Annotated in this window: 16 protein-coding genes and 1 pseudogene; 9 read left to right on the top strand and 8 right to left on the bottom strand. The window is 64.5% G+C overall.

Annotation, left to right across the window (positions count from 1 at the left end):
- Positions 1-73 precede the first annotated feature (73 nt).
- A protein-coding gene (locus M9945_RS06290; protein WP_367943246.1) for an IS3 family transposase occupies positions 74-1,425 on the top strand; the annotation gives its coding sequence in 2 pieces (ribosomal slippage) (positions 74-410 and positions 410-1,425; 1,353 coding nt in all).
- A gap of 95 nt (positions 1,426-1,520) precedes the next feature.
- Positions 1,521-2,405: an SMI1/KNR4 family protein gene (locus M9945_RS06285; RefSeq protein ID WP_367943845.1), complete on the top strand. Its 885-nt coding sequence runs from the start codon at positions 1,521-1,523 to the stop codon at positions 2,403-2,405.
- Positions 2,406-2,688: 283 nt separating this feature from the next.
- On the opposite strand, the gene M9945_RS06280 is transcribed toward M9945_RS06285, so the two are convergent.
- The gene (locus tag M9945_RS06280) at positions 2,689-3,840 is read right to left on the bottom strand and encodes a hypothetical protein (protein WP_367943844.1); all 1,152 of its coding nucleotides are present in this window, start codon (positions 3,838-3,840) and stop codon (positions 2,689-2,691) included.
- Between the two features lie 224 nt (positions 3,841-4,064).
- Here M9945_RS06280 and M9945_RS06275 point away from each other — a divergent pair, with 224 nt between their 5' ends.
- From M9945_RS06275 to M9945_RS06250, 6 genes and pseudogenes are all read left to right on the top strand, one after another.
- On the top strand, positions 4,065-4,622 hold the full coding sequence (locus M9945_RS06275; RefSeq protein ID WP_367943843.1) for a hypothetical protein: 558 nt from the start codon (positions 4,065-4,067) through the stop codon (positions 4,620-4,622).
- Between the two features lie 33 nt (positions 4,623-4,655).
- The gene (locus M9945_RS06270; RefSeq protein WP_367943842.1) at positions 4,656-5,234 is read left to right on the top strand and encodes a hypothetical protein; all 579 of its coding nucleotides are present in this window, start codon (positions 4,656-4,658) and stop codon (positions 5,232-5,234) included.
- A gap of 175 nt (positions 5,235-5,409) precedes the next feature.
- Positions 5,410-5,979 carry a LemA family protein gene (locus tag M9945_RS06265; RefSeq protein ID WP_367943841.1) on the top strand — a complete coding sequence of 190 codons (570 nt, stop codon included), beginning with the start codon at positions 5,410-5,412 and terminating at the stop codon, positions 5,977-5,979.
- 10 nt (positions 5,980-5,989) lie between these two features.
- Entirely contained in the window at positions 5,990-7,921 is a 1,932-nt protein-coding gene (locus tag M9945_RS06260; RefSeq protein ID WP_367943840.1) for a DUF2207 domain-containing protein, read from the top strand.
- 69 nt (positions 7,922-7,990) lie between these two features.
- Positions 7,991-8,160, top strand: a pseudogene (locus M9945_RS06255) (S-(hydroxymethyl)glutathione dehydrogenase); the annotation flags it as partial.
- A complete protein-coding gene (locus M9945_RS06250; protein WP_367931571.1) occupies positions 8,140-8,367 on the top strand; it encodes a hypothetical protein in 228 nt (75 codons plus the stop codon). The pseudogene M9945_RS06255 and the gene M9945_RS06250, both read left to right, overlap by 21 nt.
- Here M9945_RS06250 and M9945_RS06245 read toward each other — a convergent pair.
- The 5 genes from M9945_RS06245 to M9945_RS06225 all read right to left on the bottom strand — a co-directional run bounded on the left by M9945_RS06245 (position 8,342) and on the right by M9945_RS06225 (position 12,855).
- Positions 8,342-9,172, bottom strand: coding sequence for an ABC transporter permease (locus M9945_RS06245; RefSeq protein WP_367931566.1), 831 nt, complete (start codon positions 9,170-9,172; stop codon positions 8,342-8,344). The genes M9945_RS06250 and M9945_RS06245 overlap by 26 nt on opposite strands.
- Positions 9,173-9,232: 60 nt before the next feature.
- The gene (locus tag M9945_RS06240) at positions 9,233-10,303 is read right to left on the bottom strand and encodes an extracellular solute-binding protein (RefSeq protein WP_367943839.1); all 1,071 of its coding nucleotides are present in this window, start codon (positions 10,301-10,303) and stop codon (positions 9,233-9,235) included.
- 13 nt (positions 10,304-10,316) lie between these two features.
- Positions 10,317-11,363, bottom strand: coding sequence for an ABC transporter ATP-binding protein (locus tag M9945_RS06235; protein WP_367943838.1), 1,047 nt, complete (start codon positions 11,361-11,363; stop codon positions 10,317-10,319).
- Positions 11,363-12,142, bottom strand: a complete 780-nt coding sequence (locus M9945_RS06230) for an ABC transporter permease (protein ID WP_367943837.1) — start codon at positions 12,140-12,142, stop codon at positions 11,363-11,365. The genes M9945_RS06235 and M9945_RS06230 overlap by 1 nt, the downstream gene beginning before the upstream one ends.
- 92 nt (positions 12,143-12,234) lie before the next feature.
- A complete protein-coding gene (locus M9945_RS06225) occupies positions 12,235-12,855 on the bottom strand; it encodes a TIGR00725 family protein (protein WP_367931562.1) in 621 nt (206 codons plus the stop codon).
- Between the two features lie 103 nt (positions 12,856-12,958).
- Here M9945_RS06225 and M9945_RS06220 point away from each other — a divergent pair, with 103 nt between their 5' ends.
- Positions 12,959-13,717, top strand: coding sequence for a DeoR/GlpR family DNA-binding transcription regulator (locus M9945_RS06220; protein ID WP_367943836.1), 759 nt, complete (start codon positions 12,959-12,961; stop codon positions 13,715-13,717).
- 304 nt (positions 13,718-14,021) lie between these two features.
- Here the strand turns inward: M9945_RS06220 and M9945_RS06215 are convergent, their stop codons facing one another.
- Both M9945_RS06215 and M9945_RS06210 read right to left on the bottom strand, forming a co-directional pair.
- The gene (locus M9945_RS06215) at positions 14,022-15,125 is read right to left on the bottom strand and encodes a transporter substrate-binding domain-containing protein (protein WP_367943835.1); all 1,104 of its coding nucleotides are present in this window, start codon (positions 15,123-15,125) and stop codon (positions 14,022-14,024) included.
- A 156-nt stretch (positions 15,126-15,281) separates the two neighbouring features.
- A complete protein-coding gene (locus tag M9945_RS06210) occupies positions 15,282-16,451 on the bottom strand; it encodes an osmoprotectant NAGGN system M42 family peptidase (protein ID WP_367943834.1) in 1,170 nt (389 codons plus the stop codon).
- Positions 16,452-16,459 lie beyond the last annotated feature (8 nt).

Below are 16,459 nucleotides of genomic sequence, written 5' to 3'. Positions count from 1 at the left end.
ACTGATGGGACCAAATCGGCTTAACTGAGAACGGAGGATTTCTGGTTCATCGTAGCCTTTCAAAGGAGCGAAGATGAGACAGAAATCCGGAACCGGGAAAGCGCCGGCAGAGCAGGTCATCAAAGACATCCGCCGCGCAACCCGCAAGCAATATTCGGCCGAGGAGAAGATCCGCATCGTGCTGGAGGGCTTGCGCGGCGAAGAGTCGATCGCGGCGCTGTGCCGGCGCGAGGGGATCGCGGAGAGCCTTTATTACACCTGGTCGAAGGAATTCCTGGAAGCCGGCAAGAAGCGGCTTGCCGGGGATACGGCGCGCGCCGCCACCAGCGACGAGGTGAAGGTTCTGCGCAAGGAGGCGCGCGATCTCAAGGAGGTCGTCGCCGAGCAGGCGCTGGAACTGCGGATTCTTAAAAAAAGCATGATTGCGGATGGGGGCGACGACGAATGAGATACCCCGCATCCGAGAAGCTGGAGATCATTCGGCTCGTCGAGCAGTCGCATCTGTCGGCGCGGCGCACGCTGCAAAAACTCGGTATTCCGCGCTCGACCTTCAATCGCTGGTATGACCGTTTCCTGGCCGGCGGTGTCGATGCGCTGGAGGATCGCAGGCCCCGGCCGAACCGGGTCTGGAACCGCATCCCCGAGGAGAAACGCGATCAGATCATTGAGCTGGCGTTGAACGAGCCGGAGCTGTCGCCACGGGAACTGGCGGTCACCTTCACCGACACGAGGGGCTACTTCGTCTCGGAATCCTCAGTCTATCGCCTGCTCAAGGCCCACGACCTGATCACCAGCCCCGCCTTCATCGTCATCAAGGCCGCCGATGAGTTCCACGACAAGACGACGGCGCCCAACCAGCTCTGGCAGACCGACTTTACCTACTTGAAGGTGATCGGCTGGGGGTGGTTCTACCTGTCGACCGTGCTCGACGACTTCTCTCGCTACATCATCGCCTGGAAGCTGTGCACCACGATGAAGGCCGAGGACGTCACCGACACGCTGACCATCGCGCTGCAGGCTTCTGGCTGCGACAGCGCCAGGGTGGTGCAGCGGCCGCGGCTGTTGTCCGACAACGGCCCCTCTTACGTCTCTTCCGACCTGGCCGCATGGCTATCCGACAAGGGCATGGAACATACGCGCGGGGCGCCCTGCCATCCTCAGACCCAAGGCAAGATCGAGCGATGGCACCAGACGTTGAAGAACCGCATCCTGCTCGAAAACTACTTCCTGCCGGGTGATCTCGAGCAGCAGGTCGCGGCGTTCGTCGATCACTACAACCACCGCCGCTACCACGAGAGCCTCGACAATCTCACCCCTGCCGACGTCTACTTCGGGCGCGGCGATATCATCACGCTGGAAAGGGAAAGGATCAAACGCGAAACCATCAAACAGCGTCGCTTGCTTCATCGAGATGCAGCGGCCTAATGTGACAAACCTGATGGACCAGAGCCTCCGTTAGCTCACGCCGCCTGTTGTCCCAAAAACCCTGACGACGGACAGAAGGGGCACTGCTGCCGCTTTTGACATGGGTCAGCCTCGCAGAGCTGTCGGAGCGGCTGTCCTTCCCGGAAGCGACGCCCTATGCGCAACTGCACGAAAGCCCCGAACGGCTGATCGTCGTCTCGGCGTCGTTCGATAGCGCGCTCATGCTGGACTATCGCGGACGGGACGAGCCACTTGTGCTCCATTGCCCCGACCTGACCCGGTCCGAAACATGCGTCGACCTCGCAGCGGCCGACATATTCCTCGAGGCGCTACGCCAGCGCGCGAACCCGCTTTCGAACGACAGCCTGCCCATCGCCGACCGGAGGCTTACGCCACGGGTCGCCGCCATGGGAACCTTCTGGATGCCAGGCGCGACGGCCGTTGGCGCGACCGACGACACCCTCGCCGAAGTCGCGGAAAGGTTCGGTGCGGAGATGCCGCAAGGCTTCGTTCCGCTGCTGAAGGCCCACAATGGCGGCCGGGTGCGCTTCCGCTTCGCGCCGCCGCTCGCCGGCAGCCGGAACCCGCTGACCGGCCCGCAACCCGACCGGCGCAACCCGGAATGGGTCGACGTTTTCCCCGGCGGCGTCTGGCCGGTGGAGGACTGGATCGGCTTCTCCGAATTCCGCCGCAGGCACGATGTCGCACGCGATCAGGAGCCGAGAGAGGACCTAATGCCGGAAATGCGCTCGGAGCCTGATGTCGAGGAGCGCCTGATCGTGATCGGCGCGGACGGTCCCGCCGCGATCACGCTGCTCGACCTTTCGACCGGCTCGTTCAGAAAGAGCACCGGGCTGTCGAGAGCGGACTACAGCTCCGAAACGGATCAATATCGTCTGGCGGTCGCGCCGATGACCATCCATCATTGCACCCATGGCGCTTTCATGTGCCTGCGCGCCAGGATGGACGAGATCGAGTGACCCCGTCCATCATGGCGCACAGGTCGTCAGGGGCCGGAACAAGGATCGGCCTGAAGCCGGAGACTGCGCCCTATGCCTGTCGAAACAGGCGTTGAATGGCGCCTGGCCGAATTGCGTCGTCTCGGCCGTGCGCTCCATCCGGTTTCGTTCCACCAGCGCCGTGCCGGCAACTTTTTCTGGATGAAACGACGGACGGGATCGACATTCCAGAAGTCCACCCTGCTCAGCCGTTGGCGGGCATCGGCCCAGCGAAGTTCAGGTTGTCACCAACGTTCGCCAGACGCTATTTGGCGTAGTACTCGATTTCGCGGACCCCGCTGATCCGGTCGTTCTCATCGGCTGCGCGCCATTCGTCTCCATATGCGAGATAAATGCGCAGCCGCCGGTCCGGCTGAATGCCGCCCCGGGCAAGACCGAAGGTCACCGTCAACACCCGGTCACCCGCCCGATAGCCGTTGCCGACCTCCGCGCCCGCGGCAAGCCCCGTATCCATGAGGTCGTATGCATAGGCGCCACGCGCGCCCATTTCGGTCAGGATCGGGACCACCTCGGCGCGTGTGCGGCCGACCAGCGCCGATTTCAGTACGTGCTCGATCCGGTCGGGCGTGTCTTCCGCCGACAATACGGGCAGGCCGCCATCTTCTGCTATCGTCATCGTCGCATCCACAAACTCGTCCGGCTCCGCCCAGGCCATAGAATAGGCCCTCCGGTCCTGCCGGCCAAGCGCAGCAGGTAGCCTATGTCGTCGATACGAATGGTCGCCAGCAGCCTGTCGGCATCCGTGGAACACCAGATTCGGGGTGGCCGTGCACCGGAAGTGCTCGCTGCGATTGCAGGCTTGCGGGCCGGGCGCATAGGGCTCCATAAACTGCCCGGATTCCAGCAGTTGTTTGTCGATGGCCGGGTTTCTCGCGATATTCTGAAGCACGATCCGGGCGTCGGAGCGGTGATCGAGATTGATCAGGGACGCATCGGCAACCATGCCCGGCTTCATGAAGCCGCTTGCGTGATAGGGATTTGTCGCGGCGAGCATGACAAGGCGGAAGAGGCTTGGATCGAGAAGGCTGAGCGAACTGAGGTGATCCACGAAATTCACCAGATCTTCCGGCGGTAGGTCGAAAATGACCGGCAGGGCGCCCAGCTTGACTTCGAGCGCTACGGTCCGGTCCGCCATCAGGAGACGCAGAAGCGAGGACCATTGAGGCGCCGTGCTTCGCATTTGCTGCAGAAAAGGGGCTTCTCCATCAAAGGCGATCAGGTCCTCGTTCGTGGAGAGTTCCGCGACGGCCCTGTCGCGGAACGCCCGGTATTCCATTGGCTCAGCCGCCGGCTGTGGCCTCCAGACATATGAAACCGCCAGGGGACCTGCGATCGTCCCGAGGATCAGGCCGAGGACAAAACCCGAGATCGCGATGAAGCCGTAAGCTCTCTTCATTGCTTTGCGGCCTCCCGGCTGTTGTGATTGACGATGCAGACAGATTTTCGACCAGTTCCGTATACGCCGCTACCGGCTTTGCTGTATCAGAAACAGCGATATGAGCTCTATCCGAAGCAACGCGATTCGGGTGGATGTGACTTGATATCCGTGGGAAGGCGCACCAGCGGTATGTACTCCCGATGATGATGAGATGCGCGCCAACAGGCACGATATTTGCCGCCATGGCAGCGCTGGTGCTCGGCAGTACCTTTGCGGCGGCGAATTCGCTGACCTTGACATTCGGGTCCCATCGATCCTCGCCGGTTTTGCTGACGCACTTTTCCATCGAATCCTCGCTCGCCCCGACGCCCGAAATGGTCATCATAAGCGCGGCGGAAGAGAAGGTGCCGCGCACCAATGGCGCCAGCGCGGCGATCAACGCTCCCAGGGATGTGGGCGGTGATCGGCGGTGGAAGGTCGCGGCTCAATGGATCGAGTTGCAAACCAGCCGCGCCTATCGTTCGGAAGTGTCGATACCTATCTCCGGGCTGACGGAAGCCTATGGCGCCTATGAACTCAACGTGATCTTCGGACCGCATGGGTTGTTTCTGATCGGCTCCGACAGAATCGGCAACCAGCCGGAGGATCGGGTGGATCTGGCAATGAACTGCGGGCAGCGGGTGCCATCCGCCGACCGGAACTGGGGTAGCAATATCGGCCGGTATCCGGAACTACCGGTAGTGCTGAAATACATGCGCCCGGTTCCGTCCAGAACCGATTGCGCGCCGCCTGCGGAGTGAAGGTTGAATGCATTTGTCGGTACAGGTGCTTCCATGAAGCGCATCGTGTTTGCCGCGATGGTGCTGCTGCTCGGTTGCCATTCCGCCATGGCAGCGGATTCGCTGTCGCTGACCTTCGGATCCTACCAGTCCTCGCCCGTCGTCCTGACCCATTTCGCGATCGAAATGCCGCTCGCGGAAACCCAGCGCTTGATCGTGGTCAGCGCGGCGGAACTCGAGATGCCCCGGACCTATAGCGCGAACGCGCTCAGCCTGCCGCGTGATGTCGATCATGACGGTCATTGGACGGTAGCGGCACAATGGGTCGAATTGCAGACCGACCGGGCGTGGCGCGCCACGGTGAATGTGCCGATCTCGGCGCTGACGGAGTGGCATGGATCGGCGCAGCTGAACGTGATCTTCGGGCCGAACGGATTGTTTTTGATCGGCTCGGACAAGATCGGGAACCGACATTCCGATCGCGTCGATGTGGCATATGTTTGCGGGAAGCGTGTCCCCGGCGCGGATCGTTCATGGCGCACCGAGACAGGTTATTTCCCGGACCTGCCTGATGTATTGGACTATGCCCGCCCGGTGCCGGCCCGGACTCACTGCCCTATGCCGGCAAGATGAAGACGGTTGTAAGGATGCGGCTTTTGGCATGCCGGTCATGGCCGGCCGAAATTCCTCAGCAGCGGCTTGACCGGCGCCGACGAAGCGCGACAAGCAGATATAGTGTGCCACAGAAATCGGGAAACTTTCGCCAAAACCGTGTAGGACTCTGAATTTTCGAAAGGTGCATCAGATTATGGATTTCGGCCTCGGGACCATCCTCGTCGTCATTGTTCTGGCCGTCGCCGGATATGTGATCATCGCCTATAACGGCCTCGTGCGGGCCCGCCAGATGGTGCGGGAAGCATGGTCCGGCATCGACGTGCAGTTGAAGCGCCGCGCCGACCTGATTCCCAACCTGATCGAGACGGTGAAGGGCTATGCGCAGCACGAACGCGCGGCGCTGGAGGAAGTGACGGCGTTGCGCACGCGGGCGCAGAGCCTTCCGCGCGACGACGTCGCCGGCCGCGCCCAGGCGGAAGGCATGCTCGGCCAGGCGCTCGGCCGGCTGTTCGCGGTGGCGGAAGCCTATCCCGACTTGAAGGCCAACGAGAATTTCGTCCAGTTGCAGGCTTCGCTCGAGACGCTGGAAAGCGAAATCCAGATGTCGCGCCGCTATTACAACGGCGCGGCGCGCGACCTGAACATCAAGGTCGAGAGCTTCCCCTCCAATCTAGTCGCCAACACGTTCGGCTTCAGCCAGGCCGAGTTCTTCGAGATCGAGAACGCGGAAGACCGCGCCGTGCCGAAAGTGTCGTTCGGCTGACGGCAGGTCGATGAAAGCGCCCGCCCGCATCCTCGTCGCCCTCCTGCTCGTCTGCTGTTCCGCCGCGGGCGCGCCGGCCGCCGAGGAGATCCGCGATTTCCGCGCGCTGATCGACGTGGGCGCGGACGGCACGCTGACGGTGACCGAGACCATTGCCGTCAATGTCGAGGGCCGGCAGATCTCGCGCGGCATCTTCCGCGACATTCCGCTGCCCTATGAAGACGAGAACGGCCGCACGCGCGAGGTGCGGCTGGATGTACGATCGGTAACGCGCGATGGCGAGAGCGAGCCCTATGCGACCGAGCGTGGTTCGGGCGTGCTGCGCATCCGCATCGGCGATGCGGACGTGCTTCTGCCGCATGGCGTGCACACTTATGCGATCACCTACGACACGACGCGGCAGATCCGCTATTTCGACGGGCACGACGAACTCTACTGGAACGTCACCGGCAATGGCTGGGATTTCCCGATCCTGAAATCCGGCGCCGAGATCAGGCTGCCGGCCGGCGCGCGGACGAGCGACGTGACGTATTTCACCGGCCCTTACGGCTCGACCGAGCAGGCCGCGCGGGCCGAACGGCTCGACGGGGGAAACCGCATTCTCGTCGACGCGACGCGGACGCTAGGGGCTCGCGAGGGGCTGACGGCGGTGGTCGCCATCCCCAAAGGCGTGATCGCCCCACTCTCCGAAGCCGAACGGCGCGCCGACTGGTGGCGCGACAATCTCGGCTGGATCGTCGGCGCCGGCGGTTTGGCGCTGGTGCTCGTCTTCTATCTGTGGGCCTGGCGGCGCGTGGGGCGCGACCCGCCCGCCGACATCGTCGTGCCGCGCTGGACGCCGCCGGACGGCGTCTCGCCGGGGCTGGCCAACTATATCGAGAAGCGCGGCTTCCGGGGCATGGGCTGGGATGCCTTCGCCGCCTCGATGATCGACCTCGCGGTCAAGGGGCATCTGGAACTCGATCAGCCGAAGCGGACTATGACGATCCGCCGCAAGGGTGACGGCGTTCCCGGAGAGATCGGTGTGGGACAGCGCGCCATCCTCAAGGCGCTGCCCGCCGACGGCGATACGCTGACCGTCAACAAGGCGAACGGCCAGACGGTGCAGTTGGTCGGCCGCGCCTTCCGGCAGGCGATGGAGGCCGAGCACCGCAATCAGTTCTACCGCGCCAACGCGCTCTATCTGACGGCCGGCGCTTTCGTGTCGGTGATGGTGTTCATATTCATCATCGCGTTCGGAGGGCTTTCGGTGGACACGATCCTGTCCATCTTCGGCATGATCCTTCCCGTGGTAGTGATTTCCGTCATCGCCGTCGGCGTCGGACGCAAGTTCCGCACCGCGCGCACGCTCCGAGCGCGGATAGGGGCAGTGGCCGTGGCGGCCATTATCGGCTTCGCGGGCCTGAACATGGTGACCAGCCTCGTCGGGATGCTGACGCCGCTCGACTTCGATGCGCGTGTGCTAGCGGCTGTCGCAGGGTTGGCGATCGCCAACATCGTCTTCTTCTTCATTATGGGCGCGCCCACTCCGATCGGCCAGAAGCGTTCGGCAGAGATCGCCGGTCTCAAGCAATATCTGACCCTCGCCGAAAAAGACCGGATGAACATGCAGGGCGCGCCCGAAATGTCGCCGCAGCATTTCGAGACGCTACTGCCCTATGCCGTCGCGCTCGGGGTCGAGGAACCCTGGTCGAAGACATTCGATGCGTGGCTCGCAACGGCGCTGGCGGCAGGCACCGTCGCTTATGCCGGTCCGACTTGGTATCACGGCCGCGATTTCAGTCCCGACAAGATCGGCACCAATCTTGGCAACATGACAGGTGCGCTGTCGAACAGCTTCACCGCTTCGCTGCCAGCACCGAAAAGCTCGTCCTCCGGCTTCTCTGGCGGCGGTGGCTTCTCTGGTGGCGGGGGCGGCGGCGGTGGCGGTGGCGGCTGGTAGCCGATGGCCCCACGCCAGCCGGCTGTGAGGGAACCAACGAAGCCGCCAGCACACAAGGTGCGCCGCGACCATCGCGGCTGGGGCGAATCGATCATCATCGGCTTCGCCGAGGCAGGCAAGGCGATCGCGACGCGGCCGTTGCAACTCACCGGCCGGACGGATACGGCCTTCGGCGGCGCGCGGGCAGCACCGACTGGCCGAAGTTCGTCGACTGGTACATGGACGGCAAGATCAACATCACCTTCGACCTGCTGCACGAGGGCAAAGCGCCTGGCCGCGCTGCATCTTGCCCGGGAGATGCCGAAGGAGATGTGCATACCGGTCAGGATCGTCGGCGTGACGGCAGGCGGGATCACCGTGCAGACGCGGCGAATGGCGCGGGCCTCCAGTATGTGGCGACGCCACCGGTTTCCCAGGGGATCATCGGCGCATCGGCACTCGGTTGAAGATCGCCTCGCCGATGGCGATGATCAGCGCGCAGATCGCCATCAGGACGATGGATATCACCGCCGCCGATGGCATGTCGGTGCCGGTCTCGGAAATCTTCGAGTAGAGGATGAGCGGTAAGATGTTCACCTGTGTGCCGACGAGCGCCAGCGCCGTGCCGTAGGCGCCGACCGCTACGGCCGAGGTCAGGCAGAAGGCCGCCACAAGCGAAGGCAAGATCTGCGGCAGCAGCACGTCGCCCAGGATCCGCAACGGGCCCGCACCGAGCGAGCGAGCGGCGCGCAACTGGACGCCGTCGAAATTGCGCACGGCCGGCAACACGATCAGGACGACGCGCGGCACGAGATAATAGGAATAGGCGAGGCCGAGGCCGATCGGCGAGAAGATGAACCCCCCGACCACGGCGGGATCGAAGCCCGCCCGCGCCAGAAGCAGCGTGACGAAGCCCGCGCGGCCGAGCAGCAGGATGAAGCCGTAGGCGACGATCAGACCGGAGAAGGTCAGCGGCAGCGAGATGGCGATCAGCAGCGACGCGCGCATGCGCGGCGAAAGCCGCGCCAGCGTGATCGCGACCGGCACGCCGATCAGGAGCGAGAAGAACGGGGCGGCAAGCCCGAGGAGGATGCTGCCGCGCAGGCCGTTCCAGAACACCGGGTCGTTCCACACCCGCGAGAACGCCGATCCGCCGTCGCTCATCGCCTCGATGAGGACGACGGCCAGCGGCAACAGGAAGAACAGGGCGAAGACGATCGCGCCCGGCACTGCGAACGAGGCGGTGGTCGCTGCGGATGTGCGCACGGACATGCTGTTCTCCCTGAACCGGCCCGCGGGACATTCGCCCCGCGAGCCACGCGTTGCCGGTCCTTACTGGCCGAGGACGGCCTTGGCCCAGCCTGCGTCGATCTCGGCCTTCTTCGCCGTCGCCTTGACGATGTCGACCGGCTGGAGCTGCGGCGCGTCGGGCAGTTTGTCGGCGACGCTTTCTGGAAGCGTGACGCCCGGAACCGACGGACGCACGAAGCCTTCGGCGAAGATGCCCTGCCCCATCTCGGTCATGATGAAGTTGAGCCAGAGCTTGCCGGCATTCGGGTTCGGGCCGTCCTTGACCAGCGAGATGGCGTAGGGCGCTGCGGCCGAGGCTTCCTGAGGCATGACCACGGCGATGTCGTCGCCCATGCCGTCGAGATGCTTGGCTTTGAGGCCGTCGTTCTCGTAGCCGATCCAGATCGGAATCTCGCCCTTCAGGAACTGAGCGTAGGGCGTGGTGCCGACTGTGCGCAGGACGTTGCCGGCCTTGGTCATCTCGCCGAGATAATCGATGCCCGGCTGAACATTGTCCATGTCGCCGCCATTGCCGAACGCCGCTGCGAAGGCGACGACCTGGCCCTGGCCGGTCGAGCGCGGGTCCTGATAGACGATCGCGTTCTTGTATTCGGGTTTCAGAAGGTCGGCCCAGCTTTGCGGCACGTTCTCGACCAGCTTGGTGTTGACGAGGAAGGCGACGTTCAGCGTGTGGATGGTGAACCATTGGCCGCTCTCGTGGCGGAACGCTTCCGGCAGCTTGTCGAAATTGACTGGCTCGAAATCGGCTACGAGGCCCTTTTCGGCGGCGTCGAGCGCGGATGCCGCGAAGTAATAGGCCGTGTCGGCCTGCGGACGGTTCTTCGACTTGTCAAGCGCCACCACGGTCGCTGCGGAGCCGATGTCGTTGTAGACGATCTCCACGCCCGGATAGCGCTCCTTGAACGCCTTGAACTGCGCCGCCCAGTTCGCCCAGGTCGGGCCGGTGTCGAAGGAGACGACCATGCCCTCCTCCTGAGCTGCCTCGTAGAGGGCCTTCTCGCCCTCGTACAGTTCCTCGCCTTCGAAAGCCGAAGCGGGGCTCGCGAGCAGCGAGCACGCCAGCAAGGCGCCAATACCGATGTGCCTGTTCATTTCGTTTTCCTCTCTACTGCTGTCCCTGTTTGGTAGGCGGAAGCAGCCGGATCGCCTCCGGCGGGATCGTGACACCTTCTATGGCATCGCGAGTTCTTGTCTCCATGCGGATCGAGCCGTCGCCGGCGGCGAGGTCGAGCCGACGGGCCGCGCCGAGAAAGCGGTCCACGACGATTTCGCCGCTGAAGCTGTTGACGGCCTTCCCGCCCGCGCCATCCATCGGCACGACGTTTTCCGGCCTGACCAGCACGACCACGGCATCGCCGGTGCCGAAACCCTTCGTGTCGCAGGCAAGAAGACCGACAGGCGTCCGCACCTGACCGGCAGCCACGACTGTGGCCTGCCAGAGATTGGCGTCGCCGACGAAGCGCGCGATGCCTTCATCCGCGGGCGTGTCGTAAAGCTCGCGCGGCGGCGCGATCTGCACCAGCCTGCCGTCGCGCACCACGGCGACCCGATCGGCGATCGAAAGCGCTTCCTCCTGATCGTGGGTGACCAGCAGCGCCGCGATGCCGGCGGCGCGCTGCACGCGCAGGATCTCGTCGCGCATCTCGACGCGCAGGTTGGCGTCCAGCGCCGATAGCGGCTCGTCCAGCAGCAGCCCGCGCGGCTGGAACACCAGCGCCCGCGCCAGCGCGACGCGCTGCTGCTGCCCGCCGGATAGTTCCCGTGGGCCGTTGTCGACACGGTCGCCCATGCCGACGCGCCGCAGCGCCTCGATCGCGCGCGTCCGGCGGTCCGCCCGCGCCACGCCCCGCACCTTCAGGGGGTAGGCGACGTTTTCCCATGCCCGCATATGCGGGAACAGGCCGTAGCTCTGAAAGACGATGCCGAGATTGCGCTTTTCGGGCGGCAGGGGCGACACGTCCTTGCCGTCGATCCTGACCTCTCCCCGCGTGGGGTTGAGGAACCCTGCGAAAAGGTTGAGCAGGGTCGTCTTGCCGGAACCCGATGCGCCGATCACAGCCACCAGTTCGCCGGGCGCGACCTCCAGCGACACGTCGCTCACGCCGGCCATTGCGCCGGGATAGCGGAAGGAAACATTGTCGAGATGAAGCATCAGCCGGTCCTTCCGCTGGCTGTGGCGCGCGCCGTGAGCGAGCTTGCGACGGAGGCGATGGCCGCGAGGACCAGAAGCACCACGGTCGCCGCGCAGGCGAAGCCGGTTGCGCCGTAGAACGCCTGCAGTAGCACCACCGGATAGGGCCGCGACAGGAAGCCGGAAATGAGGTTCGAAATCTGGAACTCGCCGATCGACAGCGCCGCGACGGTCAGGAGCGACGAGGTGAGGCTTGCGCCCAGAAGCGGCATCACCACGTCGCGCACACGCTGGGCGAAGCCTGCGCCGAGCGAGGCGGCGACGCCCTCATAGTCGGCAAGCCTCATCTGTTCCATGTCGGCCAGCAGCGTCGTTACGCTGTAAGGAAGCGTGAGCACCAGATGCGCTGCCACCAGCAGCCAGAAACTTCCGAGCCACGGCAGCGTGTCCGAGGAAAAGACGAGAATGAAGCCGAAGGCGAGCACCAGCTCGGGCGCCGCCACAGGCATCAGCGCCGCGAGGCGAGCGGCGAACTGCACCCCGCGATGCGCGGCCGAATGAATGGCGTAGGCGAGCGGCAGGCCTACGATCACATTGAGCACGCATGTTGCCGCGACGACTTGCAGGCTGGTGACGAAGGCGCGGCGGAAGCTCGGATCGGCGGCGATTTCCAGATACCAGCGGGTTGTGAAGCCCTGTGGCAGCAGTGTGTTGCTCCAGACCTCGCCGAACGAGCCCATCAGCAGCAGCAGGATCGGCGCGGCCAGAAAGATCAGGTAAAGGACGGTGACAAACAGCACGGCACCCTCTCTCCCGTCAGTCGCCTCGTTTGTAAATTTTCGATCATAAACCGCTCATATTCACGATAGATGATAGTTTTATGACGCTACTGCTATCGCAGGATGTGCGCCGCCGTCAGTTCAAGCGCCTGTCGCGGGCTATTGCACAGCGTGGCCCCGTCGACGGACGGCGCATTGCCGAGGGCCAGCACCGGCCGGTTGAAGTGAAGCCCGAGCGCCATTTCCGACAAGGTGCCGTGCCCGCCGCCGATGGCGATCAGGATCTGGCAGCCGCGCGCGATGATCGCGTTGCGGGCAGGGCCGATGCCGGTAGGGATCGGGATGGCGACATACGCGTTGGCCGCGGTCCACTCCTCGTCCGGCAGCAGGCCGATCGCCAGCCCGCCTGCCTCGGCATAGCCCTTGCAGGCAGCCTCCATGACGCCGTTCTTGCCGCCGCACAGAAGCTGAAGGCCGAGTTTCTGCAGTTCGCCGCCGAGATGTTCGGCAATGGCCAGTTCTTCGTCCGTGGCGACCTTGGGGCCGATGATGCCGACAGGAATGCGACGCATAGCGCCATTGGCCACGATCTTGCGAAGGGCGTCGAGCGGAAGCATCGGCGCAGCGTCGCCCGGAATTTCCGCCGATCGCCACTCCAGCGCCCAGGCGTCGAAACGCCCGCTCTCGCCAAAGAGGCCCTTTTCGGCCTCTGACCAGAAAAGCTGCTTGCTCACGATTGTTCTCCTCTTGCCGGATGACATATCATACTGTCACCCTATATGGAAGATAATTTACATATTGCGTGACCCGCTAACAGGATCGCCTATGGATACCCAGATGAAAGAGCCGATCACCGAGCGTCAGGCGCGGATTGTTGAAATCGTCACCCAGCAGGGTTTCGCCACGATCGACAACCTCGCCCGCGATTTCGGGGTCTCGGCGCAAAGCGTGCGGCGCGACATCATCCGTCTCGACGCGGAAGGGATGCTGCAGCGGTTCCACGGCGGTGTCGGGGTGCGCGAGACGTCGGTGCGGCTGGGCTATGCCGAAAAGCGGACGGTCGCCGCCGACGCGAAGCAGCGCATCGCCGCGAAGGCCGCCTCGCTGATCCCCGACGGCAGCGTGGTTTTTCTGGACGTCGGCACTACGGTCGAGGCGGTTGCTCGCGAACTCGCCGGCAAGCGCCGGTTGCATGTGTTCACGGCAAGCCTCGCCGCGGCGACCATTCTATCTGATCATCCCGCCATAGACTTGTTCGTCATCGGCGGTTCCGTTCGCGGGGTGGACGGGTCGCTGGTCGGTGAAACGACGCTGTCCACCCTGTCGCGTTTCCGCTTCGATTACGCGGTCATCGGCTTTTCGGGGATCGATCGCGACGGCGCGTTCATGGACTACGATATCGAGAAAGTGGGGGTAAAGCAGGCTGCCATGGAGCAGGCCGAGCATTCGTTCGTTGTGGGAGATAGTTCGAAATTCCGCAAGTCGGCCGTCGTGCGGTTTTCTGGTAGGTCGAACAGCCTGTCTCTCGTCACGGAGATGCGCCCGCCGGCCGAGGTGTTGGAGGTCATGCAGGGGCTTTGCATCATTGCGGAATAGGAGCGGCAGGCAAAGCGCGCTTATCGCTGTGGGGTAGCGCCAACCGGTCCAGATCCTTCGATGCCAGAAGCGCCTGATATCCACGAAGACTTCCTGTGCGTGGCCGTGATCGGCAAGCTGCTGACCGCGCGCTGATCACCTGCCGCCGGACGCCGGCGCTGCGCTCCTGAGGCCGTGTCGCCAGGGCACAAGGATTTCGGGAAGGGCTTTTCGTCACCCTTGTGATGCAACCTGCGCATCCTGAACTGGCGGAAGTAGGCGGGCCGATGCGTGGAACGACACGCAAGGGACCCGGCCGGGATCCCTACGGATCCTTCCCGAAATATCGCGTCCTGATCTCCTCGATCAGGCCGCTTTCATGCGCGCCGATCAGCTCGACCGTGAGCGGGCGGGTCAGCTCGCTCCGGCGGGTCAGCCCGAATGCGTACTTGTCCGGCGCGAAGATCGGCCCGACCACCGTGACCGGCTGACCCGGATGGGTGTGGGCGTAGTATTCGAGCACCGGCGCGTCGCCGATGATCGCGTCGATCCGCCCGTCGAGGAGCGCCTCGACAGCCTCGTCGATATGCTCGAAGGGATGGGTGCCGAAGCCCGCCTGACGCGCATAATCCTCCGACACGCTGCCGGGCTGGACCCCGACGCTGCGGCCGCCCAGGTCGGATACGCTGTTGATCTGGTTGGTCAGGGACAACGTCGTCATGACGCTGGTCACGGACGACGTGACATAGGCGAGCACGGCGACGCCGCAGGCGAGCCACAGGCCCTGCCAGATGCGCCCTACCCAGCCGAACAGGTTCTTGCGCGTCGGCGAGCGGCCCGAGGTCGCCACGGACATGACCGTATAGAAGCTCTCGGCAACGCCATCGCGCCACCGGCGCGGAAAATCCTTGTCGAAGCGGCGATCGAACAGGGTCATGAGGAATGTCGCGGCGAGGATAACGAGAGCGATCCAGCCATAGGCGCGCAGATGGCCGGAATCGCTCAACCCTCTGAAGACGTCCCGGAAGCCCGCGCCGCGCTCCTCGTTGACCATGATGCGCTGGCCGGCATCGAACCAGGGATGCGTGAAGTCGATGCGCTCGGCGCGCTCCCTGGTGACGGTCATGTTGGTGACGGCGACGTCGATATCGCCCGCCGCGGCGGCGTCGACCAGCTCGCCCACATTGCCCAACTCGACATACCGGCTCTCGATGCCGCGCTGGTTGGCCACCCACTCCCACAATTCGATGGCCATTCCCGTGAATGCGTCGCCCTTCCTGATGACGAAGGGCGGGTGCACATAGACGCCGACCGCCACGGGCCGCGCGGCGCGTTCCGTCCCGTCCGCCTCCTGCGCCTTTGCCGGCGCTGCGCCGGCAAAGGCAACGAGAAAGGCGAGGAGGACGAAACAGGCGCTGCGGGCGGTCATGAGATCAGGTCCACGTTCGGGACGGACGACAAGACCGGTCTGCCCGATCTCGTCCGCGACCGTCAACCATCGAGGGTCCACCGCCGCCGGCGGCCAGAGCAATTCCAGGAAAAGTGCGAAGCGGTTTTCCGTCTGGAATTGCGTAGAAGCAACGATCTAGTCGAGCGGGCCGGCCCCGGCGGGCGGGCCGATGTCCTCCGGGTCGAATTCGGGCTGGTCGGCCTCGACGGTCGGCTGGCGGGGGAAGCCGGCGAGCCCGGACACCTCCTCGAGGTCACGCGCGATCTCCAGCGGGCTTGCGGCATAGAGCGCCGTCAACCGCGCCACCGAGGTCAGCGCATGGGCATGAATGCGCTCATAGCCATGCGAGGCGTCTACGCCGAAGGCGATCAGCGCCGTGCGTACGTCGTGGCCGGCCTCAATCGCCGAGGCGGAATCCGAACGATAGTAACGGAACACATCCTTCTGGAACGGGATGTCGTGCTCGCGGCACAGGTCCACCAGCTTCCTCGTCAGGTGGTAGTCGAAAGGGCCCGACTGGTCGGCCATCGCGACCGTCACGCCGAATTCGGACGAATTCTGGCCCGGCGCGGTGGTGCCGTTGTCGATCGTCACCATCGAGGCGATCTCGGGCGTGACGATCGCCGCGGCGCCGACGCCGACTTCCTCGGCGATCGTGAACAGGAAATGGATGTCGACCGGCGTCTTCACGCTCTCGCGCCCGAGCGCCTCGACGGCGGCCAGTGCGATCGCCACGCCGGCCTTGTCGTCGAGATGACGGGCATTGATGAAGCCGTTGTCGAGAATCTCCGGATTGGCGTCGAAGGCGACGAAATCGCCGACGTCGATGCCGAGCGCCCGCGTTTCCGCTTTCGACTGCGTCACGGCGTCGATGCGCAGCTCGACGAAGGGCCAGCCGACGGGCAGCGTGTCGACCTCGTCGTTGAAGGTGTGGCCAGAGGCCTTCAGCGGCAGGACGCTGCCGCGGAACGTGCCCGGCTCGCTGTAGAGGGTGACGCGCGCGCCCTCGGCGAAACGGGCTGACCAGTGGCCGATCGGCACCAGCTCCAGCCGGCCGTTGTCCTTGACCAGCTTGACCTGCGCGCCGAGCGTATCGAGATGCGCCACGATGGCGCGCGCACCGTTGCGGCGGCTGCCGCGTCGCACGGCGCGGATCGCGCCGCGCCGGGTCAGCTCCGGCGCAAGCCCCAGCCGCGAAAGCTCCTTCGAGCAGTGGCGCACCACCTGATCGGTGTAGCCGGTGGGGCTGTCGATGGAGAGCAGCGCCCGCAGCTGGGCGACGAGATAGGCTTCGTCAATCCGCATGTCATGGT

It is taken from the genome of Aquamicrobium sp. (genome assembly GCF_023954335.1).
Lineage (GTDB): Bacteria > Pseudomonadota > Alphaproteobacteria > Rhizobiales > Rhizobiaceae > Aerobium.
Note: the sequence above shows the minus strand (reverse complement) of the source record. Positions and strands in the feature narration are given on the sequence as shown.